We start from the raw sequence: 24,555 nt of genomic DNA, 5'->3' as shown, positions 1-24,555 counted from the left end.
AATCGCTACTTGAATGTAAAAACAAGGCTTTTCAGCTGCCTGTCCTTTACACTTTCAAAAAGATAGTGGGAACTTGGAAATGACGCTATGAACTTAAGATTCTATATCACTATTCCTCCTTCCTTAAGGCTTGAAATCCGAAGCGATACTAACATCACTACGTCATGATGTTAGTACCACTTTCTATGTGTATAATACACTCTGATTTTTTTAAAGTCAATTTAAAAATCAGAATATTTAGATAACAAAATGAAAATTTAAATAAATGGTGGTCCTTAATTCAAGAATCACTACTAACCTTTAATTTTTTCATTTTACTTCTTTCACACTGGAGGCTTCATCGAACGCACTATCCCTTCCTATCTTTAAGGCCTTTTGCTTCCTATCCAGCATTTTCTTTAAAAGAAATGAAAAAAACAATGTAAACGCAATTCCCTTAACAATCGATGTATAACCGTAAACTAGAAGGCCCAATATCAGTACGATAAGATTAATAATCCTTATTGTCGCTGCAATATCTATTTTTTCATTCTTATGATGTAATATTAAGGCGATCACGTCAAAGCCAACAGTGGAGGCATTTGCTGTTATACATAAATAGTATCCTATCGCTATCAAAATCGATGAAATAAGAATCACTAGAACGATATTCACATCAAAATCAATATTCAATGAATAAAAAAAATTGAAGAACAGCATATAGCTAAGGGAACTTACAATTGACTTAAAAAAGTACTCTTTCCCCAGAAAAACTAAACAAATGATTAACAGTAATCCTGAAACTAAATTGGCGAGCATGGCAATATTATAACCTGATAATGCATGCAATAATAATGCCGAGCTAGTTACGCCTCCATTAATAATTTCATTGGGAACAATTAAATAAGCATAGGCAAAGGTCATGGAAATGTTTCCTGCGATAATTTTCATTAAATCCCTCATAAATTTCTCACCACCCCTTTCAATATTTTGATAATGCTTTCCTCCCTAGATATATATTTATACTTGAACGATGCAATCAACATTCATTTCTCCATCCAATTTTTCCGAATCATTCAGCTTTACAATCACATTGATTTTATAATGCTTCCTTTGGAATGACCCCTTACCTTATTCATGTTGGGGTTTCTTGTATTAATGGTATTTTGTTTAAAATGATTGGGTGAAATTAAAATAGGTTGGTTTATGTCAAGTGATTACAATTATTCGCTAACCATAATCCCCTCTCCTTCTAATAAATAAAATAAAACATGCCACCTATAATCATTTAGGGATTGCAGGCCTTTTGTCCAACTATGTAACTTATGATTTCCTTGAAACAATATACAGAGTCTTTGATTTACCTAAACGAATATGATTCCAAAAAATGATTTGAATTTTCAATTCCCGTACTTTTTACAGGTTATATTACAAGTTATAGGAAATGTATATACCGGTTTTTACCTGAAAGGTCAGACACTTTTCACGAAGGACTTTACATTGTAAAGAGCCGTATTAACCTTCACTCATTCTAATGATTGCCTCCATTGACTTAGTTCTGATTCCCACAGCTGTTAAATGAGATGGGGGAACCTGACAAAAAATGGATTAGAAAGTGATCCAGCAAATATTATTCCGCAATAAAAAAGTTAAGGGAATTATGTCCCTCAACTTTTTAGTGTTCCATTGGCTATTTCCCAAGAAATGTTTTTTTCAATAGCAGCTAACCATTTCATGTTACAGGTAATGATGACTCATCTTTCATAAGCCTTTTTCGATAAACCATATTGGACAGCTGCACACTCACTTCATAAAGCACAAGCAAAGGGACGATAACCAAAATGTCCGAAATCATATCAGGAGGCGTAATCAGGATAGAGATGATGACCAGGACGAAATAAGAAATCTTACGAGACTTTTTCAACACTGTTGGATTGATGATTCCCAATCTGGTCAGGAACATGACCACAAGCGGCATTTCGAATAAAATCCCAAATGGTAGGATCAAATTAATCATGAACCGAAAATACTTTTCAGCTGTGAACATCATCTCGAATTGCCCGGCTGATAGGGAAGTGAGGAAACCAAGCACTATTGGAAACAACACAAAATATCCAAATGAGATACCTGTGATGAATAAGATGAACAGCCCAGGAATGAACCGGAATGTAACTCTTCTCTCTTTCGGTTTCAATGCAGGAGCCACAAAGCGCCATAACTGATAGGCTGCTAGCGGAATCATTGCAGCTATTGCGCAAACCGCAGCAATTATCATATATACCCACAGGATGTCACTTGGACCGAGCACGGCAAGCTTCCCATCTAAATCCTTAATGAGCAGTTCATAAATATCCTGTACGAATATGAAACTCACTATAAAAAAAACGAGAAAACCCATCAGTGTTTTAATAATTCTGCTTCGGAGTTCCTCCATATGCTCAATAACGTGTAAATCCTTGCTCTCCACTTTCACTCCTCCTTTTTGACAATTTACAAGCCATATATAAGTATTAGAATTGCTAAATCCAATATCCCTCGAACTCTTCTCATGAAAAGAAGCAGGCGAGTCTTTCCGCCCGCTCTATCCCATTAAATTCATCCCTCTTTTTTAACGGCTTTTAACGCAGCTTTATTCTCGTTTTCATCCTCTTTATCTGAATCATTCACCAATCCTTTGGTTGCACTTTTGAATTCGGATAAAGTTCGACCAAATGCACGGCCGATTTCCGGCAGCTTGGACGGTCCAAAAATAATCAGTGCAATCACGAGGACGATGACCAGGCCAGGTATCCCTATATTAGAAAGCATTCTCATTCACTCCAATCAAGTATAATTATTTTTCCATTCACATTTCCTTGTCTTTCTATCAATTAGTGACTTTCCTCTGCCTGTTCATTCTTTGTTTTTCATGTGCGCGATTATGGGCCCGTGTCCGATCTTCCTCGACTTCTTTCGTTTTTTGGATACCTTCCGTAACCGATGCTGACGCAACCTTTCTTAGTCCAGTTTGATCCTTATCAAACACAAAGGATGCTCTTGTTGATATATCCGCTCCTGGATCTGTCACGAAAGGAACTACACGGTAATCCGCCTTCCATTGTTCTGGTGTTACTTTGCATCGGACATACCCACGGTAATCATTAAAGAACTTGATATGTGGATTCTGGCTTAGTATTTTATCCGTATCCGCACGCTTATCTGCTCCGTTTCCACCGGATGTGATGGATGTGCCGACAAACTCCACACCGAAAGTCCTTGAATTTGGATCATTGAAATCCGTCTTTAAATTGGCTGCCCAGCTTGCATGTACATCACCGGTCAACACGACCAAATTTTCTATATTATTACTTTTAATTACATCAATCAAACGATCACGTGCAGCCGGGTAACCATCCCAAGAATCCATGCTGAATTTGGGAGCGGTAGGTGTTCCATAATTCCGTTGTGCAAAGAAAATCTGCTGTGGGAGCACATTCCACTTCGTTTTTGATTTCAAAAGATTATCAGTTAGCCACTGTTCCTGCTCTCGACCTAGTAATGTACGATTTGGATCAAGTGACTCAGGCGTTTGCGGTGAACTGACATCGCCATTTGCCTGATCATCCCTGTATTGGCGTGAATCCAATACGAAGAAAGAGGCCAGGTCGCCATAAGTGAAATTTCGGTATAACCGCATATCCGCTCCCTTTGGCAAGGAAGATTTACGAAGGGGCATATGCTCATAATAAGCCTGATAAGCGGCTGCCCTTCTCTTGATGAATGCTTCAACCGATTGTCCTTTTTCCGGAATGACATTTGCATAATTGTTTTCAACTTCATGATCATCCCAAGTCACGACCCATGGGAAAGCAGCGTGTGCCGCTTTTAAATGAGTATCAGAGCGGTATTGTGCGTATCTATTTCGATAATCCAAAAGAGTAATGATTTCCGGACTGTTATGTACACGGACATTACCTGTAGAAGCAACATATTCATTTGGCCCGTACTCATATATGTAATCGCCAAGGTGAAAGACAAGATCCAAATCTTCTTTTGCCAAATGTTTATAGGCCGTATAATAACCATGCTCAAATTGCTGGCATGAAACAAAAGCGAATGACAGGCTTGAAACACTTGAACCGATTGGCGGAAGTGTTTTCGTTTTCCCAGTCTGACTTACTTCCCCTCCACTTTTAAAACGGTAAAAATAGACCATATCCGGTTTTAACCCGCTTACTTCCACATGAACGGAATGGCCAAGTTCAGGCCTGGCTATTTCCTTGCCTTGTTGTACAATCTGTCTGAAATTTTCATCCTTTGCCACTTCCCATTTAACGGATATGGCTTCTTGTGGCATACCTCCTCCATTTAACGGATCAGGTGCCAGCCTTGTCCATAAAACAACACTATCCGAGAGCGGATCACCGGAAGCTACACCAAGAGTAAATGGAAAATCACTGAATTTCGGGGCAGCATTTACTTCAATCCCGCCCATTGATTGAGCAAGGGCAAGACCTAATGAAAGTCCGGCAAGTTTACTTGCTCCCTGGATAAAGTTTCGGCGGTCCATATTCTTACCTAATTCGCTCCAATTCTTAATTAAATCATCCATTGCTCTTTCATTATTCATTGATCTTTCCCTCCTATTATTTGAATCTGGTTCAAGTATAGTATGGCCCTTTTAAAGGTGTATGAATAAGTGTAAATCAACAAATTTCCAATTAGGGATTTCCGTGCAGGACTTATGGGTCTCTTTAAACAATAAAACAGATCTGATTCACTCATGCATTTACATAGACCTACAAACTTTCATCTACAACATCATTCTTTCAACCTATTCTTCTTAATGAATCATTTATTTAATCGTTACAAATAACTGCTATGGGCTATTTTTACAATAAACCTTTAAAACTATAAAAGCCTAAAGAAGCCAGCGAAATAATGGAATAAAAGAAAGATCGCCATCACTTGGTTGGATCCCACCGCAGTAAGGAAACCTTGATTCAAAGGAAGGTTTAGAAATCATCATAGTTTTCTAAAATCGGACTAAAAATGCTTCAGTAATAATTTTATAAGTCAATACTCACCTTTGGTTTAAAAACATCCTAATTTATGTAATAATAGTTTCATAACAAAAAAAGAAAGCACTTGAGGATTCTGCATTGGAGAGTATGGAAGCATTATTTGAAAAAATTGAGATATTGAGGAAAGAACTAATAAACACCGGATTGATTTATGGATTTACTGCCCCAAAAACATTACATAAAAGCCAGGAACTAGATGAACTGTTGAATTTACTTACAAATGAAAAAGAACCAAATGATTTAGAATATGTCTAAAAAGCGGAATGAACTAATACTTCATGGATCTTTCTTGGACTTTTACCTATTGCTTCCTAGTATAGTTTTCTACCTTATTTCGTGTAGAATTCGCCATGGGACTAGAACATAAAAAAGTTATAATAGAAAGATAACCAGACATCAAGGGGGACGTACAATGGATAGTAATGATAAATCTAAAGATTTTTTAATGCAGGAGTTACTAAAGCTAAAACTTTCACTAAGACATGAATTAAATCGTGTCACTCAAATAATAGATCATTTAAACCCGGATCAAGAGGCTGTACTTCCTTTAAAAGATGTGTCAATACATAATGAATTGTTGGACGATAAAGATATATTCTCCCTTGTTAAATTACAAATGCAGAAAAAGATCTCTAAACCGAGCTATGAGACTTGGATGAAAGATGTGTACTTTTCTTCTATTGAAAGTGACCAAATGACATTAGTTGTACCTAATGTATTCGCTCGAGATTGGCTTGAGGAAAGGTACGCAGAATTAATTAAATTCTTGCTGAAGAGTATCAATGGAAAAGATTATACGATTCGATTTATTATGAAATAAGGGAACTCTTAACCAACCAAACGAAGAAGCTATAAAGGCTCCTTCGTTCGTTATAAGAAAATAATAAAGTACATGTTATGTGCCTAAAGCTTTAGTCTGAGATAATATGAAGTAAATAGGCAGCCAACTGGCTGTTTTTTCGTCCGGAATTTCCCAATTTCATAAGTTTAGCGTTTTCTAAGCATTCATTTTCCTATATCTTACGGTCATATCAACGATTGTCAATAATAAAACAAACCATAACATAGGATTATTCAAAGAAATTCCTACAGTAGATTTTCCGCCCATTACCGTTAATAATCCTATTAGCACTAACATATAAAAAATAAATACTGCTTCTCCAATTAATGCATTTTCACAATCTTTTTCAGTCTTTCGATTAATGACAATATAGACAACCGCTAATGAGATCATTCCAATTGTCAGTGCAGTTTTAGGAATGTCTTTGAGAACGAGATGAGGGAAATAATCAAAAATCATAAGAAAAGAAAATAATAAAAAGATACCTATTCTCAATAATATTTTCAAATTCATCTTATTCCCCATTTCCTCGATTTATTATTTCCCAAACCAGTAATTGCATTGGAAATATTGAACTGATTTAGGTGATGTGTAATTACTTTTGCCATAATGAACCACTGTCGCATAATTTCTTTTCTTTTCTGCAGTGCTATATGAACTTGATACCCAAGAACCCACGTAAGTTGGACTAATTTTGGACCAGCTATTTAACTTTACAAAAAGCCAATTAGCGAATACACTATCTGTCAGTTTTTTAGGAATCTTTTTCATCATATATGCAAAAATTAGATTTTTGGCTTCATTTACACCGGTATTTTTGTAGGTTCTATAAATAGGAGCTATTTCAGTTATTGTTGACCCACCTGAAATAGGTCCATATGCAGTTATACCACCAGAGTTAAGTGTATTAATACTCATAACTTCATTATATAGATTTTCAATCTCTTGCTCCGGTAAAATTGTATTACTTATTATTTCTAGTTCCTAAAAGAATAGGCATGTTCGTTTACTTCTTGTTGTGTCGATGTCTCGTTGCTAACTTCTATACTTGCAAATGAAGGAGCTACAAAACTAAATAAAATAATCAACGATAATGAAAAGGCAAATATATTTTTCATATTCTATTCCCCTTCTAGTAGATTTTTTCTTAACATTTTTCCTACATTTAAGAAATAAATTCTCTCATAGAAGATGCTGTTTATGGAGTGATCTAAGTAGAGGCTGAAGGACAAAGGTTTAAGGCTGAAGGCTGAGGCGGGAACAATTCCGATTTCTATATCTGTTTATAAAATCCTCTCAATTCCATGGTTAGGTATTATCTACCATTTTACATTAACATTAGTATGAAAATATAACTAGATTTATTTTATTTTATAAATATATATATAAAAAAGGGTCTGAAGAATCATTATCCAAATTATCGTTACCTCTTTTAGAAGCTGTGGGATTTTATGACTTCATTCAAGACTTGGAATATGTCTCAGTCAAGATTTTTTTCGAAAGAAGTAGTTTTTTATGTTCGGTCAATTCTTTGACTGGTTCACATAGACATCGTAAAAGATACTATTTATTAAGTCATCTAATAATTTTTAAAAGTCTCATTTCCTCATACATTTAAATGCTTTTATAATATTTGTTAAGCAATATCAAAATAATATATTATATTAATTTTTTATGATTGTAATTCCACTTATTGCTTTTGAATGAAACGATTGGTTCGTTCATTCAATAAGAAAAAGAGCCGTTGTAACAGCTCCTTGTCCCCTCTTTCCCCCCTTTTGGACCGAATGATAGAGGAATGTTTCTCCTACTCTTTTTTGACTCTTTGCAAGCGTTTGACCTTATATTGTTCAAAATCCCACTTCGACAAAAATTCTTTTGCAGAAGTATAGCCTGATTTATAGAGAAAGTCGATTTCATCCTCATTCAGTTCAAAATCCGTTGCGTTGATGCCGCCAGTAGGAATTTGAATCGTGCGTTCAATCGTTTCTTTGTTCATATAACGTAAATCATGGGCTTGAAGCATCGTTTTAAATATATTTTTGAAAAGGTGGATTGGCGTTGGTATAACCGCATCTATGTTAACTTCATCTTTCACAAAATGGAATCCGAATGTTGGAAAGCGAGGATTGTCTGTATCAAAAATCCATATTGGGAAGTTACTAAGTAAACCACCATCTAAAATGTAGGATTTTTTCCGGTCTTTTGATTTCCAAATAACCGGACGGAAGAAAAATGGTAAGGAGGCACTCATCATTACGGCAGTTGATACTTTTAAATCAGCAGGAGTCATCCCATAGCGATCCAAATCATCTGGCAAAATAAGCATCTGGCCATTCGAAACATCCGAAGCAATTATCTTCAACTTTCCATCTGGAAGATCCGCGAATGTCTTAATCCCTTTTTCTGAAAGAAGAGAATCCACCCATGTTTCCAAATAATCGTTTTTGTAAATCCCGAGATGAACCATAAGCTCCAAAAAGAATCCACAAATGGGAATTCGATTCAGAATTGTCCTGCCTCGAAGCTTTGAGTAATTGATTTCACTATACCGTTCTTTAATTTCATGGCTTTTATAGCCACTAGCCAAAAGAGCAGCTATTACTGCTCCTGCTGATGTCCCAGCAAGTCTTTCCCATTCTACTTTTTCCTCTTCCATTGCTTGAATCGCTCCAATAAAAGCAATTCCCCTGACCCCTCCACCTTCAAAAACGGCATCTGCTTTCATTTTTTCCCACCTCTCGATAAGAGTTATTATTATTAACGATAATTTCTAATAGAAAGAATTTTTCACACTCTTGAATCCTGAAAATCAGCCCAAGCCAGTTTTAGGATAAACTAGTCCGCTTGCCATCCATGATTGGAATATATGACGGTTCTATTTTCTCTAACAAATTAATTCGGAAACAGTATCAAGACTCTTATGAGTTTAAAAGATTGTGTTTTTCAATCTGTAACACAACTTCTGTATAGTCACGTTCTTTGAACTTCCAGATTTTCAAGTCGTTCGCATGGTTAATGATACTTCTAATCTCTGTTTATGCAGTTCAACCCTGATTGACAAATTGGTTGCCTATCACCTTTATTATTTCTTCATGTCTGTGACATTGCCCACTTGAGAAACCCTTAATCATTACTCTGTCTCTACTGCAAGAATATTAATAGTGGAAGACCCCCTTAACAGTGGTCAACGCAATATTGATGGATCAGCCGTAATGGCAATAGTAGGATAGCATCTTTTATCATGGTATGTATATAACGAGGCATTTGCATGGGACAAATTATCAGATACCTTCTAAAAAATTTAATTGAATCAAAATATTGTTTATATTATTGAACAAACGCCTCAAATCTTCCTTTTTTAGGGTAAGTCATTTATTTAAACTAACAGAATAACCACCAGTCGCTAGTGAGGGAAAACTTCTTGACAAAAGCATTTCTTTCCCAAAACATCAAACCGAATTTTGGCAATGCACTATTTGGATATGTTTTCTATAAAATGTCAACGTGGTCAAAAGCCTAGGTTTGTCTTAATATAGTTCATCTAAATTAAGCTGGGCATGGAGTTCCCTTCATATCCATTTTTCCATTTTTCGGGACATATAGTAGCAAAAGGAACAGTTGTCTACATGGGCATTTTTTTTCCCGGGATGGTCAGCCATCGCATACTGACTTTATTAGCTTAGAAAAAAGTTTTAGCGTTAAACGCTTAACCCACAAAGTGCCCAGGATTCATCTTCTTTTGATTCTGACTTTTTTTCTATCATAAAAAATAGGAAAGACTGATGCCTTGGCCTACACTTCTAATAATAGTATATTTTGAAAAAATAAAGCTATAACAACGGTTATCTAACTAGAGAAAACACCTACCGCTTTTTAGTGCGTTTTTTTCTGATTTCCCCCGCCCAAGACAAGAATTACGTCATTCTGATGGAGATTGATTTTTTTGAATAAAAGGAAACTTTTGTAATTATAGATCGTAATAAATTAATAGGAATATAAATCTTATTGGAGGTATTGAGATGGACTATGGTTTATTGATCATTGGTATAGCTTTTTTATTAATTTCCTATTTAGTGGGAATCAAAAAGCAAATATGGCTGTTAGCTGGATTTAATGAAAAGATGATTAAAAATAAATCTTTATTGGGGATAGTGACAGGCAGCGGCTTTTTTCTTCCATTAGGCTTATTAATGATTATAAACAGCATGATCGACTATCATTATGAAGGTAAAATTCTTATCCTAGCCATATTTGTCTTTTTAACAATTATATACGTGTTTATCAATAGAAAGTTACTGGATTAATATTTGAGCATATTCAGAATAAAACCGTAGGATTAGAAATGGGAACTATGAGGAATGTTTGGCATCAGGAACACTCAGCATTCCTTTTACTTTTTCAGGAAAATTCCCCTCTTTAATATCAAGACTTTTAGCAGGATTTGATAAAGGTATTCTTTAATTATTGTCGAAATGGGTTAAGTAACAATAGAAGGAGTGAGAAAAATGGAAAAGAACCGTGCCACGAAAATGTATGATTACCACGTTTGGGCTAATCAGCAAGTTTTCCAGAACTTAAAACAATTACCTGACGGAGTCTATGTCGACACGATAAAAAGTGTCTTTCCATCCATTAAGGACGTCCTGGTTCACCTTTACGCAACAGATATCACATGGTTGGAGATAATGAAAGGAAGCACCATTCAAGATACTTTTAAGAAAGTTGAACGGCGGCGGGAAGAAGTGGTTGGAGTTTCAATAAATGAACTAGAATCGTGCTATGATGCACTTGCAAAGTATTATTATGATTTTCTTGCTACGCAGCCTGATCTGGAACGGACCATTGTAACCGAACACCCCAAAAAGGGGGTTTGTGAGTTTGTACTTGCCGACCTCATCCATCATGTAGTGAACCATGGGACCTATCACCGGGGTAATGTGTCAGCGATGCTCCATCAACACGGCGAGCGTGGCGTACCTACAGATTTTGTATTTTACTGTTTAAAATAAGCTTGGCATGGCAACCTCGATAATAAAGGAACATCAAGCAGGAGTCGTTGTAAATATACTAAAGTTCATTTTCCAGATGAATGCCGATTGTCCCCTTGCCAAGGATTTATCGGCTTTTTATATGTAATGGCAAATCCAACTCTCAAGTCATTTAGTCATTAAGATAGAAAAAGGCATTGAAAAATTACCAATGCCTTCTTTTTATAGTTATATGATTTTTTATAGCTTTACCCGTTGAAGGCGCAGTGCATTTAAAACGACTGATACAGAACTGAAAGCCATGGCAGCACCCGCTAACCACGGGGCAAGCAGTCCGATTGCCGCAATTGGTATTCCGATTACGTTATAAGCAAATGCCCAGAATAGGTTTTGTTTGATATTTCGCATCGTTTTCCTGCTCATGAGGATTGCATCTGCAATACTGTTCAAATCACCTCGGATCAAAGTGATATCGGCAGCTTCCATGGCTACGTCCGTCCCGGTTCCGATAGCCATTCCTATATCAGCAAGTGCAAGTGCTGGTGCATCATTTATCCCATCCCCGACCATTGCCACTTTTTTACCGGCGGCCTGCAGTTTTTCAACTTCCTCTGCTTTCCCTTCAGGAAGTACTTCTGCAATCACTTGGTCAATGCCCACTTGATTGCCGATGGCATTTGCTGTCCTTTGATTATCCCCTGTTATCATGATGACATGGATATCCATTGCTTTTAACCTTTTAATAGCCGTTAGCGAGGTATCTTTTATCGTATCCGCAACAGCAATGAGGCCTGCATATTCACCCTCAATGCTAGCGAGCATTGCGGTTTTCCCTTGCTGTTCAAGTTCTTCCATCGCTGTTAGCGCCTTTGTTATATCCACGTTATTTTGCTTCATCAATTTTCGCGTTCCGACGAATAGCTCTTTTTGATCCACTACAGCTCTCACCCCATAACCAGGTATCGCTTCGAATTCCCCAACCTCTGCAAGTGATACCTGTCTTGCTTGAATTCCTTGAACGATGGATTGGGCAAGAGGGTGTTCGGATTGTTTTTCAACTGCACCAATAAGAGATAAAAACTGATCTTCTTCCATTCCATTCTCGATGATGACATCGGTTAACACAGGGGTACCATTTGTTACCGTTCCCGTTTTATCCAAAATGACCGTATCAATATGGTGAGTGGTTTCCAAATGCTCCCCGCCTTTAAATAAAATACCGAATTCTGCAGCCCGCCCTGATCCTGCCATGATGGATGTGGGGGTGGCCAGACCTAAAGCACATGGACAAGCTATGACTAGCACTGCAATCATCGCTTCAAAAGCAGGTAGGAATTCTCCAGGGCTAACCCCTATAATCCAAACAAGAAAAGTTAAAAGGGCGATTCCGACAACGATAGGAACGAAGACACCGGAAATTTGGTCAGCAAGCCTTTGAATCGGAGCTTTGGACCCTTGAGCATCTTCGACGACTTTAATGATTTGAGAAAGAGCTGTATCCTTTCCGATCTTCGTCGCATTCATTTGGAGAAAACCATTCTTATTCAATGTTGAACCTATCACAGTATCCCCGATTGTTTTATCTACCGGAATGCTCTCACCCGTTAACATGGATTCATCGACTGCAGAGTTCCCTTCAACCACTACTCCATCGACAGGGATCTTTTCACCCGGCTTCACCAAAACCGTATCCCCTACAATGACCTCTTCAAGAGGTATGTCACGCTCTTCACCATTCCTTAACACCAATGCCGTTTTGGCCTGAAGCCCCATCAATTTTTTGATGGCCTCGGAAGAACGTCCTTTTGCTTTTGCTTCAAAAAGCTTCCCTAAAAGAATGAGGGTGATAAGAATCGAACTTGTTTCGAAATAAAGTTGTGCCGTATTGTGATGGGATCCAATCGAAATGATCGCCTGATAGACACTGTAAAAATAGGCAGCGGATGTTCCCATTGCGACCAATACATCCATATTGGCGCTTTTATTTTTCAAGGCTTTATAAGCACCAACATAAAACTGCTTTCCAATGATGAATTGCACGGGGGTGGCAAATGCCATTTGCACCCAAGGATTCATGAGGAAATCAGGCATATAGATAAACGAAGTAAAACTAAAATGGCTAACCATTGCCCATAACAATGGAAAAGATAAAATGACGGAAAAGATGAATTTATTCTTTTGTTTTTGAATTTCTTTCTGACGGAAATCCACTGAATCCATATTATCTTCCTTGATGATCGCCCCATACCCCAACTTCTCCACTCGTTGAATGATATCAACTGGGGACGCTTCGGAAGGATCATATTCGACGGTCGCATTTTCAAGCGCCAGATTCACATTAGCCAGGCTCACTCCATCCAACTTATTTAACCCTTTTTCAATTCGGGTAGCACAGGCTGCACAGGTCATGCCAGTAATCGTAAATTCCTTTTTCTCTTTCACTACACCATAGCCAAGATCTTGAATTTTCTTTTCAAAGTCCTTGTTGCTTAATTTTTCTGAATCATATTTAATGACTGATTTCTCAAGAGCCAAATTAACGGTGGCTTCCTCCACGCCTTCCATTCTGTTTAACCCTTTTTCAATCCTGGTTGCACAGGCAGCGCAAGTCATGCCTGAAATCTGCACACTTGTTTCTTTTATATGGCTGCTCACATCATCCCGCCTTCCCATACCGCTATGGGGTATATTTTTTTGTAAAAAAGAAGTGCCTTAGAAGCACTTTTTTCGTCTACTCGACATCGTAGCCTTGATCATCGATTGTTTCTTTTATTTTTTCAAGTGATACTCTTTCTTTATCAAAAGCTACATCTACTTTGCCTGCTTCCAAATGCACCTTTACGCTTTCAACACCTGCCAGTTTTCCTACATTACCTTCTACAGCATTCACACAATGACCACAAGACATTCCACTGACATTCAATGTTACATTTTCCATTTAAAACCACTTCTCCTTTACTTCTTCATTAATTTTTGTATCGTTACAAGCACTTCATCTATAACCGCCGTATCCCCATCATTCAGCCGTTCAACCACACAATTCCTAAGATGGCCTTCCAATAAAATCTTGGCCACACTATTCATCGCACTTTGAGTAGCAGCTATTTGGGTAATCACATCGTCACAGTACGTATCTTTTTCAATAAGACCCTTTATACCGCGAATTTGACCTTCGATGCGATTTAACCGGGTCGTTAAATTCTTTTTTACTGAATCCGAGTGATGACTCTTTCGGCCGTGGGAAGAGGTCGTACAGCATTCATCTTCGTTCATCGAATCATGCCCATTCATTATTTCATCCATTTTCCATCCCTCCTAGAAATTAATATACCATACCCTCCTACCCTATGCAAAGAATGAGATTTACGTTCTTTATTTATTTACTATTCGTTTTTTACCATTTTCTATTCTTTAGTTAGGAAACTCATATTTTGGGAGTTACCAGCCAAGGTCCTCTTTGCCTAAGAAATGCGAGAAGTCAGGATGTTTTATTAATACATTAACCCAAACTAAACGCTGAAGGTTGTAAAAATTCGAACGTTGATTGGAACGTTGGGCACTCGCTTTCTGCGGGCGGTCGGGGGTTCTCCCCTAGACGCCCTTTTCTAAGCAGGAGTCTCGACACTCGCTCCAATCAACTTTGTTTTAACAATTAGATAGAACCGCTTTTGCCTAAAGTCTTTTTTGTTTTAAAATAGGAGTATAAAACCTTGAGGTGATGACGATGCTTTCGAAACATCATTCTATTCAGCGAGATCAACTTGAAATGATTACTTTGGATCAACTGGTGCCAGCGAACCATTTGGTTCGAAAAATGGAGGCCGCCACTGACTTCTCATTCATATATGACTTGGTGAAAGATATGTATTCAGAGATAGGGCGCCCAAGAATGGCTTAATATAGTGGGCTCGTAGAGGCCCCATCTCTTAATCTTGAGAAAAATTCAAAGGGGATTTCAAAAGGGGTCCGGAATTAAAACATTCCGAACCCCTTTTGTCTACAAACTGCGCTAGAGGCTACTCATGTATCCTCAGCGTATTTATTTTCATTTAATTTATGATTCCAATGTGATGATTACTGTTCTTTTGAAATATTATTATCATTATTCCTTTTCTTTTTCACTAAAAGAATGATGCCAATGATAAAAGCTATTACGCTATATATCCAGGTGAACATAATAGCAAGGCCCAATCCGATATTCGCGTCCAAGTAATCGCTGGTCGCATGATCAATGGCTAGATATAGAAGCGGCGCTCCTCCAATGATGAACAGGATAACCAAGAGAGCATTCTTTTTCCCATTCCTGGCCGATAAAAACATGATGATGAAGGATAGCAAGAGAAACGCTTCTGAAGCTATCGTCAAAGTTACAAAATTGCTCATGATAATTCACTCCTGATCATGGTTGCATAAATGGAATTCATTTTACATGTGTTCCCTTATATCTATGTTCCTTTTTGCACCTTTTTCATAAATCCCAAATTTTTTTTTATTAACTGTGTAAACTGCTATAGAAACTACTGCGGCACACACGCGTAATGACGGCGAACCTGGAAACCTCCAACAGGAAATGAAGGATCCAGGTTTCATGTTAATTTTTCTTTGATAATTGCAAGGCATTTTTAATGCTTTTCAGTGATTTTGAGCTTCCGTACATCAAGACTCCACCACGATAGATTTTTGATCCGATTATACCAAGTAAAACAATGGTTAGGATCAACACTGAAATGCTGATGGCGATTTCCCAGAATGGAACATCAAGCATGCCTACGCGCAAGAACATGATCATTGGCGTGAAAAATGGAATGAATGATGTAATCGTAATATAATTGGCTGACGGATTCCCTAGTCCAAACATCGCAATCATGAAGGCAATGACAACTAACATGGTCATCGGTGAAATCATTTGCTGGACATCTTCAATTTTGCTGACAACGGACCCCAGACATGCAGCCAGAGTCGCATAAAGAAGATAACCAAGCAAAGCGAAGATGATTGCATAAATGATCGTTGAGATATTGATGTTGCCGAATCCAAAAAACGAGAAGAATCCTTCATCCATACCTGTCAAGTTTTGTTTAATCGAGAAATAACCCACGCCAAAAAATAAAAGCATTTGAGTAAGACTAAGCAAAGCTACCCCCATTATTTTGGCGAACATCTGCGTGACTGGCGGGACACTTGAAATCAGGATTTCCATGACCCGTGAAGTCTTTTCAGTAGCTACTTCCATTGCAATCATCGTTGCATACATCAACACACCGAAGTAAATGACGAATAAGAGCACATACACAAGACCGCGAGCTTGATTGAGGTCTTCTTCTGTTTTTGCATTTTTCTGAAGCGCAATCGTTTCAAATGCTGGCGGCGTATTCAATTGTGCGATTTGCTGCTCTGTCAATTTCAATTCCTTCGCTGTTATTTGGCCCTTCAATTGGGTAAGCGCGAGAAGCAAATCATTACTTACCATTGAATCTGAAATTTGATTCGCTTTATACGTTCCCTTGAAGCCGAGGGTCTCATCCTTTTTGATCAACAGATACCCAACGATTTCTTCTTTGCTGACCATTTCCTCCGCTGCTTTTTCATCCTGGGCGGATATTACCGAAATGCCCTTGTTCACACCTGCTACCGCATTTTTATAAGAATCAAATATGCCATCTTCAGTCTGATCGATGACAGCAACCTTTTCCTGATCATCACTATCGAATGAATCTATAAGTTTCGAAATATTCGTAAGGACAAGAATCAAGGCCATCATAATGATTGTAGAAATGATAAAGGATTTCGTTTTTAATTTTGATAGATATGTATGGGAAAGGACAATCCAAAATTTATTCATAGACGGCACCTACTTTTTCAATGAAAATATCCGTAAGCGAAGGTTCTTCCAATTCAAATTTTCGAACGAAACCTCTTGGAACGAGATCACGAATCATGTTCTCAGCTACATCTTCACCAGTGACTTGAAGGATTTTCCCCTCCATCGTGTTCTTAATTTTTGTTACACCTGAATAAGTATCCAGGAAAGATAAATCAAAATCGGCTTTTATTGAAACATTCTTTTTACCAAAAGAACGCTTAATTTCTTTTAATTTTCCAGCCACAACCGGGGAACCTTTATGCATGATGCAAAGATGCTCACACATCTCCTCAACATGCTCCATGCGATGGCTCGAGAAAACGATCGTCGTGCCGCTGTCCCTTAAGTCGATGACCGCTTTCTTCAGTATTTCCACATTAACCGGATCCAGCCCGCTGAATGGTTCGTCAAGGATAAGTAATTCAGGTTTATGAATCATGGAGGCGATCAGCTGGATTTTTTGCTGATTCCCCTTTGAAAGCTCTTCTACCCGCTTATCGATGTACTCGGGCACCATAAAGCGGTCTAGCCAATACTCCAACTCTTTCAAAGCATCTCGTTTGTTCATCCCTCTTAATCTAGCCAAATACACAATTTGATCGCGTACCTTCAGTTTAGGATATAGCCCGCGTTCCTCTGGAAGATAGCCAATCAATGAGCTGGTCGTATAATCGATTTTCTTACCATCCCAGATCACTTCCCCTTCAGTGGGGTCAAGCAGGCCGAGTATCATCCGGAACGTTGTCGTTTTCCCCGCCCCGTTCCCACCTAAAAAACCGAACATTTCTTTCTCGGGGATCGTTAAATCAAGCTGATTGACAGCTGTGAAATCCCCGAATTTTTTCGTAACTTCTTTGATTTGTAAAGCCAATGTACAACCTCCTAATATATGATTCTATTCCATGTTAACGGAAAGGTTTTCCAATTTCAACTGCCGAGGTGATCTAAAGAACTCTTCTCCCCCACCATTATATGCAAAGTTCTAGAAACAAATTTTCACTATCTAGAGCCACTTGAAAAGTACAAACGCTTTTAGCGTTTTGGGTTTGCTAAGTACTCAACAAGCATTTTTTCTGCGAATCTTAGTAAAAATACCCCTTTCCTCCGATAGGTGATATCAATGAGGATGCTTTCGATAGAATCAATTTTAAAGAAACCGCTCCATATAGGCTGACTTTTTTATACTATTTTATTAGCAGTAACCAACATATCCGTAACCGCCTCCGGATCAACCCAACACAACTGCTTCATCAACGAAACGGACCAAATCTGAAACCTCCACCGAATCCAAAACCGCCGTCACAACCTGACATATAGAATATCTCCTTTATTAAAAAGAGGAATTTAAGTGGGTTAAATCATTTTTCGTCCAATCAGGAAAGTGATATGACTTTCACAATTAAGCTTTCGTTCAAGTTGACTATATGGACAGGGGTTTTCACACAGAAAATAGGGGATAACCTTTTGGACTATTCTTTCGCTTTAGTACATTTGGACTTTTGCTTCTTTTTAAAACAAACGATTCCAAAAGAGTGGATTGGGTACAATATGAACAGAACTGGTCCATAATAATATTTTGCCCAACAGTACATTAAATATTTTGAAACATAAGGAGGAAGTTTTTATGATTAATGAAAAAGTCGCCTTGATATTAGAAGATAAAATTAACGTTATTAAAGGTGATGAAAAATCCATTTATTTAGTCGGACCTATCAAATTACCCGTTAACTTAGATGGCGAAACAACTATATTCCAATGGTATTGCTGGTTACGATGTGATAATATGGCAGGTCATTTTTGTAATGAAGGCTCTTATAATATGGAAAAGATCATTGAAACTTTAGCCTCTTCCAATTTAGCGGAAATGCAGCAATCCAGTGTGTTGCTGTATGGAGATTTTCAAAATTCCGCGGATGCTCTTATCCGGATGCATAGCATTTGTCATACTGGTGATATATTTGGCAGCAAACGATGTGATTGTGGCTTTCAACTAAAACATGCTATGAAAATGATTGCTGCTCAAGGAACCGGTGCTTTATTTTATTTAGCGAATCACGAAGGAAGAGGCATCGGATTATTTAGTAAAGCCATGGCTTATGTTCTGCAAGAAGAAGGATTGGATACGGTGGAAGCGAATTTAGAGCTTGGATTTGTGGATGATGCACGTAACTATGATGACGCCATTCGAGTGTTAAAAAAACTGCGCTCCAATCCAGTGACACTTATCACCAACAATCCGAGAAAATTAGAAGCCCTTCAAAATTCAGGTGCCAATGTTGCAGGCAGAATTCCGTTATGGGGAGATACCTCCGAGTTTAATGAAAAATATTTAGAAACTAAAGTCGTACGTTCCGGTCATTTAAAAGATGTTAAACAAAATGAATGATTCATTTGTTTTATATGAAATTGGCTTTACCCCATAAGGTAAAACCGAACTAATTCCCCTTGTTAGATATGTTTACCGAATGTTTGCGAATTGTTGGAATAAGAAAGCATTTTTTAGCGGGGGAACCACATGAATCATGAATGTAATATCATATTTATATTGTTAATAAAATGACTTGTTATGGAAAACAGGCAACTAAATAAACTACGGGAAAACCAATTAATACAATCAATGAAAGAAATAACCCTAATTATGTGTCCTTTTTCACTTTGCTCCCTCCTTTCACTAAATTTATTCTGTGTTTTTAATATGCCTTCTTGCATTATTCATACTCTTATATCTACGAATTATTATAGAGATTTTTAATGCTTAATGTTGAACAAAACAACCCCGTTAGCACAAAATATAAAGCGATCTTCATTGAAAAATCGCACCCGTCCGTACAATAAGAACTCCTTATTAGGCATAATAATTTTATATAACAATTTCCTCAATGATTGAACTGCCTTCAGTTACTTCAGCGTCAAGCCATTTCCAATTTTAATATGGGCCTAATTCGCACATCTGGTAAGACTTTTAGGAGTAGAAACACATTTCCTCCTAATTTCAATTTTGCTATTAACATGGTCATACCTTAACCTCTAAGCAACTATCCTCTTTTACAATTCCAATCATTGTTCCTTGTATGATTTGTCCCCACTATATGTTACTGAGATTATATGTCCTTCGTGGTTATATTTAAAAATAGTCCTTAAAGAAACTTCTCCGTTAGTCTCAAGTGGGCATTGTAACGGTATTGTCTTTGTGCTGTAATACCATATCTTAACATTATTAATATATATGATTAATAATATAGATATTTAGTTTTGTTATATTTAACTTGCTGTCCTAAGGGATAGTAATCATAAATATATAGGAGGAAAAGCTACGTGAAAAAAAACTCAAAAAAATTGATTTCAGTTGCCCTGACTCTAAGCATTGTGGGTGGGTATGGCAGTACTCTCTCTTTGGCAGCAGCTGATTCAAATCCAGTTGTTAGTAAAGTGACCGTTACATTTAATGGCAATTCTACTAATTCTAAAGGATTCACTTGGTACACTTCACTGGATTCCAAGAACAGTGATTTACAGGTTGTGAAAAAGACGGGCGTTAAGAAGCCTGATTTTAAGAAAGCCTTAAAATTTTCAGGTACTCAAAACATTTCTACAAATTCTCAAAAAGAGTATGTACATAAAGCAAAAGCAACTGGACTTAAGGCAGATACTGAATACTACTACCGTGTTGGAGATGCATCATTAAACAATTGGAGTGAAGTAGGTACGTTTACAACAGCACCCAAAAATGGTGCTTTTACCTTTATTGACTTGACCGATACTCAAGCTAAAACGGAAGATGAGGCGATCCTTTCGTCCGAAACCATTTCAAAAGCTTTAGATACTGTCCCTAACGCCGAGTTCATGGTTCATAATGGCGACTTAGTTGACGATGGAGTCAAAGAGGAACAATGGGATTGGCTACTAGGGCACTCTCAGGAAAGCTTGCTAAACACGACGTTTGCACCATCCGCGGGGAATCACGAGGATGAAAGTTATGCTTTTATCGACCATTTTAACCTGGATGTGCCTGAAAACTCAGCTACCGAAACAGGTGCTTATTATTCTTACGATTACAGTAACGCTCACTTTGTTGTCCTCAATAGCAACGAGGATTCTGAGAAATATGCGAACTTTTCGGAAAATCAAATTGAATGGTTGAAGGAAGATGTAAAAGCAGCCAAAGCTAATGGATCTAAATGGGTTATTGTTAATATTCACAAGGGACCTTATACGACTTCTAACCATGCAACGGATGATGATATCATGGATCCGAACGGAGTGAGAAACCAGGTGGCACCACTCATGGCGGAGCTTGACATTGACTTTGTCCTTCAAGGACATGACCATATTTATGCACGTACGAAACCGATCACGAGTAATGGTACGGCTTCAGAAACTGAAAAAATTACGGAAACTAAAAAAGGACAAACAGTTGAATATACCGTTAATCCAGATGGCGCTATTTATTTGATCCCTGCAACAGCTGGACCAAAAGTATATTACAAAAATCAAGATCCCGTACTTGGAGAAGCTTTCTATAATCTTTTCGAAGTAGCCGATGAAAATCATTCAGCGATCTATGGCCCAGACCCAAGCAATAACACCCGTCCAGTACGCGGCCAAATTCAAAACTTCGTTGGTATCAGCATGGATAAAGAAAAACTGACTGCCGTAACTTATGAGATTGATCAAAACAAGAATAATGCAGAACCTTATATTATTGATCAATTTGGTATCATCAAGAAATAACAGCTTTTCGAAAAGCCAACAAAGCATATTGTTAGGGAGATCTTCAGGGTCTCCCTTTCCTTTTGTTTCACCCCCATTATTTTTCTTCTGGGGACACGGGGGCGGAACCTCCATTTACCTCATTTCACTAAATTTTGAACACGTTGATCCTTGTTTAAAAGATGACCTGTGAGGGATTCAAACACGCCCCCTTCCCTGTCAAAACTAATTCCATTGTAATAAAATTGTATCAACCAAACTTTTGGCGCTTAATCGAGTATGGATTATTTAAGGTGCCAAGAGCAGGATTCTCATACACTTGACTTGCCCAGGTCTCACTTTACCAAGCACTCTACTATGATAAATCCTTTTTCATAGAAGTATCTTATATAACTACCGAAAGAGAATATAATCATTTTTGCGGTTCGTGCATATCCCAATGAAATTTATATGAGTTATTAAAAATAAGTTCAATATATTTTTAAATTATGGTATTTGCTGTATTATACATTCTAGCAGGTACCACAGCATAGCCTTAGTATGTTGGAAAGTCTTCTCCAACAGTAGAATCTATACTCCACTAAACAATACCAGGACTGTATTACTTTTTCTCACCGTTTTTCGCATTGCTAACCTCATTTTTTTCAGCCCTTTTTGTTCTCCGTCCCTATAATCCAGTTGGAAATTCTTCTAATATACTTTCTATTGCACTTCTTTTGCAGGGACTAAGTAAATATAGTGTCTAACTTTTTGGGTTCACTTCAGTATTCCAGACCTCTTTCATAATCACATCCGATGCGTGAATCAACTACCTTTTGGATTTATCTTTTATAGTTTTTGCTATTGCTAAAAAAATAATGATGTTAATATAGAAGTAGCTATTAAAAAAAATTATAGGAGTGAAGGATAATGAGTGTACATAAAGCCCTTACGTTACATGCTCAAAAACAAAATCAACTTTTTACTGAATTTTCCCTATTAGACCAACAACGTGAAGATTATATTCAAAGAGCTATAGAATTATGTAAGGCTGAAAAGGATTTTACAACAGACCATATTAATCAAATCACTATGCAAATCAATGTTCTTGCAAACCAAAGGCTAATACCTACTCGTAAATTAGTTACCCCAGAAATGGTTCATTCATATGTGGAGTCATTAAAGTAAAATAATTTACTGATCTCTTAGTCGTAAGAAAAAGCACCGAATATCGGTGTTAACCCTCGACCTCCTAATCAAATATTAAAGATAATTTATAGCCCCCAGAAATGAGGGCTCTTTTTCTTTTAATCTAATAAAAAGAGTTAATTTTGAAAAAATACTTTCGTTGGTTTTCTTGTAATTTATGTTGTTAGCTTGATGGGCATGCCAGCAAAACGCGGATTTACAACGCTAAGGAGTGTGTAAAAAATAACCGGTTTTCACCACGGTAAGGGTGTAACCGGTACTTATTACTATTATTGGTTGTTCCACGTTCGTAATGATTCTAAGGTAGTAACCCTTTTTTGATCAAATCGATACTCTAAAAGTTATATTTTGTTAACTTTGTTTCGCTATTTTATCTCTAATCTCCGCAATGGATAAGCCAGATTTCTTTAAGCTTTTAATAGTCTCAACTCTTTCCACTGCTGCTTCTCGAGGGTAACGACGTGTTAAGTTTTCATCTAATTGTTCAAATGGAATTAAATTAGCTTCGGTATAATATTTTAATGTACTGTATCTCAAATCAGTTATTCGAGCCAGTTCACCGATAGATATATACTCAGATTTCAAAATATCTTCTAATGAACGTCTCCTTGACACTTAAATCCCCCCTTATGAACCTGCCGAAGCAGAAGCAATGATTGTAGTAATTGTGTGTGATAACGCATCAATCATTGCAAAAATTTCTTTGTTAGCCGTATCATTGCGAAGCATAGATAATTTATCATTAAGGTCTTCTTCCTCGAATTTACTGAAATAGTTCTTCAACATACGACTGCCTATTAACAAACTTGAAAGAACAACTGTATCGGTTGAAACTGGTCCCTCTTCTAATAATTCTGCACGAATTTGTTCTACAATTAATTTTTTAGCACCTTCACTGGGTATAAAGTGGTTGGATCGTCCTAATAAGCCAGCATTTGTTTTGGAGACCAAATCCAATTCCACTAAAGAATCACCGACTGCGTTGAATAATTCCTTGAATAAATTTCGTTTAGTAACTATTCCTCTTGCTAATTTTTTCAGGGATATTGAATTATCTTCGGAAATCATATTATAGATTGAACCCAAATACCCTTTATTACTTGGTAAATCTTGTTTTAATGTCACTTGATTCTCCGAAAACGAAACAATATCTTCTGCTATAAGTTCTAAAATTCCACTGGCAACCATAAAAGCACGAACCCTCATACTACCAATAGCAGCAACACTGCCTTTATCATTTAGTGCTAATAATAAATATTTTTGCGAAATTTCCATATCCTTCATAAAAAACACCTCTCATTAGTTTTAGTCCAATTCAATAATGTGACTTACCGTTTATCACTTATTACTTATCACTTATTACTTACCACTTATTACTTATCACTTACTACTTATGATTTAAACTATGCATTTTATTTCTTTTTGTGTCAAGTAAATTTAATATTTGGGAGCAAAAAATGGGCTGTCTCAAAATCATTTTTTCACGATTTTGAGGCAGCCCCTTCTTTTTTGATATTAAGGCTTAGTGACAGGGTTCTTGCTGTAGACCGCAAAGTAAATTAAGAAATAATAAAACACCCCTTTTTTTTTATTTCTTCAAGCTTCCTTCTATTGACTGCCCTATATAAGGAGCATTGAGATATTCCAGTTGCTGAGACTATCTCCTTTATAGAATATTCTTTACCATCATTCATCCGTAGAGCAACAGTAAGCTTTTCTTTATCCAACTTGGGTCTACCTAATGGTTTTTGGTACTGGTATGCATTAGCATGGTAATAGGTTATTCAGCAATCGGGCCATATTGAGCTTTTATGGGCTTACTAAAATTTAATTTCGGTAAAATAATAAGGCTCTTTTCGTAAAGATTGTTGTTTTTAAAACGAAACTATTTAAGGTTGATTGGAGCGGAAGTGCGAGACT

The 24,555-nt window shown here is 37.2% G+C and carries 22 protein-coding genes and 2 pseudogenes; 8 read left to right on the top strand and 16 right to left on the bottom strand.

Annotated features, from left to right (window positions below; all coding sequences use genetic code 11):
• Positions 1 to 309: 309 nt before the first annotated feature.
• The 4 genes from N9I19_RS13650 to N9I19_RS13635 form a co-directional block, all read right to left on the bottom strand.
• Positions 310 to 930, bottom strand: coding sequence for a YitT family protein (locus N9I19_RS13650; protein WP_317778092.1), 621 nt, complete (start codon positions 928 to 930; stop codon positions 310 to 312).
• Between the two features lie 781 nt (positions 931 to 1,711).
• Positions 1,712 to 2,413, bottom strand: coding sequence for a twin-arginine translocase subunit TatC (tatC, locus tag N9I19_RS13645; RefSeq protein ID WP_411730444.1), 702 nt, complete (start codon positions 2,411 to 2,413; stop codon positions 1,712 to 1,714).
• 161 nt (positions 2,414 to 2,574) lie between these two features.
• Entirely contained in the window at positions 2,575 to 2,787 is a 213-nt protein-coding gene (locus N9I19_RS13640; RefSeq protein ID WP_061462820.1) for a twin-arginine translocase TatA/TatE family subunit, read from the bottom strand.
• 58 nt (positions 2,788 to 2,845) lie between these two features.
• Positions 2,846 to 4,588 carry an alkaline phosphatase D family protein gene (locus tag N9I19_RS13635; protein ID WP_317778090.1) on the bottom strand — a complete coding sequence of 581 codons (1,743 nt, stop codon included), beginning with the start codon at positions 4,586 to 4,588 and terminating at the stop codon, positions 2,846 to 2,848.
• A gap of 541 nt (positions 4,589 to 5,129) precedes the next feature.
• Between N9I19_RS13635 and N9I19_RS13630 the strand changes: the two genes are divergently transcribed.
• Positions 5,130 to 5,297: an aspartyl-phosphate phosphatase Spo0E family protein gene (locus tag N9I19_RS13630; RefSeq protein ID WP_089363293.1), complete on the top strand. Its 168-nt coding sequence runs from the start codon at positions 5,130 to 5,132 to the stop codon at positions 5,295 to 5,297.
• A 157-nt stretch (positions 5,298 to 5,454) separates the two neighbouring features.
• Positions 5,455 to 5,862, top strand: coding sequence for a DnaA N-terminal domain-containing protein (locus tag N9I19_RS13625; protein WP_317778089.1), 408 nt, complete (start codon positions 5,455 to 5,457; stop codon positions 5,860 to 5,862).
• Positions 5,863 to 6,039: 177 nt separating this feature from the next.
• Here N9I19_RS13625 and N9I19_RS13620 read toward each other — a convergent pair whose 3' ends face one another.
• From N9I19_RS13620 to N9I19_RS13610, 3 genes are all read right to left on the bottom strand, one after another.
• Positions 6,040 to 6,396, bottom strand: a complete 357-nt coding sequence (locus tag N9I19_RS13620; RefSeq protein ID WP_034312748.1) for a hypothetical protein — start codon at positions 6,394 to 6,396, stop codon at positions 6,040 to 6,042.
• A 24-nt stretch (positions 6,397 to 6,420) separates the two neighbouring features.
• Positions 6,421 to 6,801 carry a hypothetical protein gene (locus N9I19_RS13615; protein ID WP_317778088.1) on the bottom strand — a complete coding sequence of 127 codons (381 nt, stop codon included), beginning with the start codon at positions 6,799 to 6,801 and terminating at the stop codon, positions 6,421 to 6,423.
• An 889-nt stretch (positions 6,802 to 7,690) separates the two neighbouring features.
• Positions 7,691 to 8,611, bottom strand: a complete 921-nt coding sequence (locus N9I19_RS13610; RefSeq protein ID WP_089363290.1) for a patatin-like phospholipase family protein — start codon at positions 8,609 to 8,611, stop codon at positions 7,691 to 7,693.
• Positions 8,612 to 9,905: 1,294 nt separating this feature from the next.
• Between N9I19_RS13610 and N9I19_RS13605 the strand changes: the two genes are divergently transcribed.
• Entirely contained in the window at positions 9,906 to 10,190 is a 285-nt protein-coding gene (locus N9I19_RS13605) for a DUF3784 domain-containing protein (RefSeq protein WP_317778087.1), read from the top strand.
• Between the two features lie 201 nt (positions 10,191 to 10,391).
• Positions 10,392 to 10,895: a DinB family protein gene (locus N9I19_RS13600; protein ID WP_317778086.1), complete on the top strand. Its 504-nt coding sequence runs from the start codon at positions 10,392 to 10,394 to the stop codon at positions 10,893 to 10,895.
• 219 nt (positions 10,896 to 11,114) lie between these two features.
• Here the strand turns inward: N9I19_RS13600 and N9I19_RS13595 are convergent, their stop codons facing one another.
• The 3 genes from N9I19_RS13595 to N9I19_RS13585 form a co-directional block, all read right to left on the bottom strand.
• Entirely contained in the window at positions 11,115 to 13,529 is a 2,415-nt protein-coding gene (locus tag N9I19_RS13595) for a heavy metal translocating P-type ATPase (protein WP_317778085.1), read from the bottom strand.
• A 76-nt stretch (positions 13,530 to 13,605) separates the two neighbouring features.
• The gene (copZ, locus tag N9I19_RS13590; protein ID WP_061462811.1) at positions 13,606 to 13,812 is read right to left on the bottom strand and encodes a copper chaperone CopZ; all 207 of its coding nucleotides are present in this window, start codon (positions 13,810 to 13,812) and stop codon (positions 13,606 to 13,608) included.
• A 17-nt stretch (positions 13,813 to 13,829) separates the two neighbouring features.
• Positions 13,830 to 14,165, bottom strand: coding sequence for a metal-sensitive transcriptional regulator (locus N9I19_RS13585; protein WP_089363317.1), 336 nt, complete (start codon positions 14,163 to 14,165; stop codon positions 13,830 to 13,832).
• Between the two features lie 433 nt (positions 14,166 to 14,598).
• Here N9I19_RS13585 and N9I19_RS13580 point away from each other — a divergent pair.
• Positions 14,599 to 14,760 (top strand): annotated as a pseudogene (locus N9I19_RS13580) (transposase); the annotation flags it as partial.
• Positions 14,761 to 14,948: 188 nt separating this feature from the next.
• Here N9I19_RS13580 and N9I19_RS13575 read toward each other — a convergent pair.
• The 3 genes from N9I19_RS13575 to N9I19_RS13565 all read right to left on the bottom strand — a co-directional run bounded on the left by N9I19_RS13575 (position 14,949) and on the right by N9I19_RS13565 (position 17,608).
• On the bottom strand, positions 14,949 to 15,257 hold the full coding sequence (locus tag N9I19_RS13575) for a hypothetical protein (RefSeq protein WP_317778084.1): 309 nt from the start codon (positions 15,255 to 15,257) through the stop codon (positions 14,949 to 14,951).
• A 208-nt stretch (positions 15,258 to 15,465) separates the two neighbouring features.
• On the bottom strand, positions 15,466 to 16,716 hold the full coding sequence (locus N9I19_RS13570; protein WP_317778083.1) for an ABC transporter permease: 1,251 nt from the start codon (positions 16,714 to 16,716) through the stop codon (positions 15,466 to 15,468).
• Positions 16,709 to 17,608, bottom strand: a complete 900-nt coding sequence (locus tag N9I19_RS13565; RefSeq protein WP_061462806.1) for an ABC transporter ATP-binding protein — start codon at positions 17,606 to 17,608, stop codon at positions 16,709 to 16,711. Before N9I19_RS13565 ends, N9I19_RS13570 begins: the two co-directional genes overlap by 8 nt.
• Positions 17,609 to 18,361: 753 nt before the next feature.
• On the opposite strand from N9I19_RS13565, the gene N9I19_RS13560 reads away from it, so the two are divergent.
• The 3 genes from N9I19_RS13560 to N9I19_RS13550 all read left to right on the top strand — a co-directional run bounded on the left by N9I19_RS13560 (position 18,362) and on the right by N9I19_RS13550 (position 22,614).
• Entirely contained in the window at positions 18,362 to 19,123 is a 762-nt protein-coding gene (locus N9I19_RS13560; RefSeq protein WP_089363283.1) for a GTP cyclohydrolase II, read from the top strand.
• 977 nt (positions 19,124 to 20,100) lie between these two features.
• Positions 20,101 to 21,468, top strand: a complete 1,368-nt coding sequence (locus N9I19_RS13555) for a purple acid phosphatase family protein (RefSeq protein WP_411730443.1) — start codon at positions 20,101 to 20,103, stop codon at positions 21,466 to 21,468.
• Between the two features lie 888 nt (positions 21,469 to 22,356).
• Positions 22,357 to 22,614, top strand: a complete 258-nt coding sequence (locus N9I19_RS13550; RefSeq protein ID WP_089363281.1) for a DUF2533 family protein — start codon at positions 22,357 to 22,359, stop codon at positions 22,612 to 22,614.
• 372 nt (positions 22,615 to 22,986) lie between these two features.
• Here N9I19_RS13550 and N9I19_RS13545 read toward each other — a convergent pair whose 3' ends face one another.
• From N9I19_RS13545 to N9I19_RS13535, 3 genes and pseudogenes are all read right to left on the bottom strand, one after another.
• A complete protein-coding gene (locus N9I19_RS13545) occupies positions 22,987 to 23,250 on the bottom strand; it encodes a MerR family transcriptional regulator (protein WP_089363280.1) in 264 nt (87 codons plus the stop codon).
• Between the two features lie 12 nt (positions 23,251 to 23,262).
• Positions 23,263 to 23,919 carry a GPP34 family phosphoprotein gene (locus N9I19_RS13540; RefSeq protein WP_089363279.1) on the bottom strand — a complete coding sequence of 219 codons (657 nt, stop codon included), beginning with the start codon at positions 23,917 to 23,919 and terminating at the stop codon, positions 23,263 to 23,265.
• A gap of 275 nt (positions 23,920 to 24,194) precedes the next feature.
• Positions 24,195 to 24,383 (bottom strand): annotated as a pseudogene (locus N9I19_RS13535) (helix-turn-helix domain-containing protein); the annotation flags it as partial.
• Positions 24,384 to 24,555 lie beyond the last annotated feature (172 nt).

This window comes from Peribacillus sp. CSMR9 (assembly GCF_033141925.1).
In the GTDB taxonomy this organism is placed as follows: Bacteria; Bacillota; Bacilli; order Bacillales; family DSM-1321; genus Peribacillus; species Peribacillus simplex_A.
Note: the sequence above shows the minus strand (reverse complement) of the source record. Positions and strands in the feature narration are given on the sequence as shown.